The sequence below is a fragment of the Mucilaginibacter sp. P2_A4 genome (assembly GCF_056405015.1).
Genome location: NZ_JBFUCX010000039.1, coordinates 1 through 601 on the forward strand (window position 1 = coordinate 1; position 601 = coordinate 601).

Annotated in this window: 1 rRNA gene; it reads left to right on the plus strand. The window is 46.8% G+C overall.

The features are described from left to right. Window positions 1-61 precede the first annotated feature (61 nt). Window positions 62-601 (plus strand): 16S ribosomal RNA (locus AC1DYB_RS30395); the annotation flags it as partial.

Below are 601 nucleotides of genomic sequence, written 5' to 3' on the forward strand. Positions count from 1 at the left end.
GATATAATTATATACAGATTCTATTATTAATAATAGGGTCAGTGAACAAACAAAACATTTTACAATGGAGAGTTTGATCCTGGCTCAGGATGAACGCTAGCGGCAGGCCTAATACATGCAAGTCGGACGGGATAGGAGAGCTTGCTTTCCTTGAGAGTGGCGCACGGGTGCGTAACACGTATGTAACCTACCTTAATCAGGGGGATAGCCTCTCGAAAGAGAGATTAAGACCGCATAACATCAGCTTACAGCATTGTATACTGATCAAATATTTATAGGATTAAGATGGGCATGCGGAACATTAGCTAGTTGGTAAGGTAAAGGCTTACCAAGGCTACGATGTTTAGGGGATCTGAGAGGATGACCCCCCACACTGGTACTGAGACACGGACCAGACTCCTACGGGAGGCAGCAGTAAGGAATATTGGTCAATGGGCGGAAGCCTGAACCAGCCATGCCGCGTGCAGGAAGACTGCCCTACGGGTTGTAAACTGCTTTTGTACCGGAATAAACCTTGATTCGTGAATCAAGCTGAATGTACGGTAAGAATAAGGATCGGCTAACTCCGTGCCAGCAGCCGCGGTAATACGGAGGATCCAAG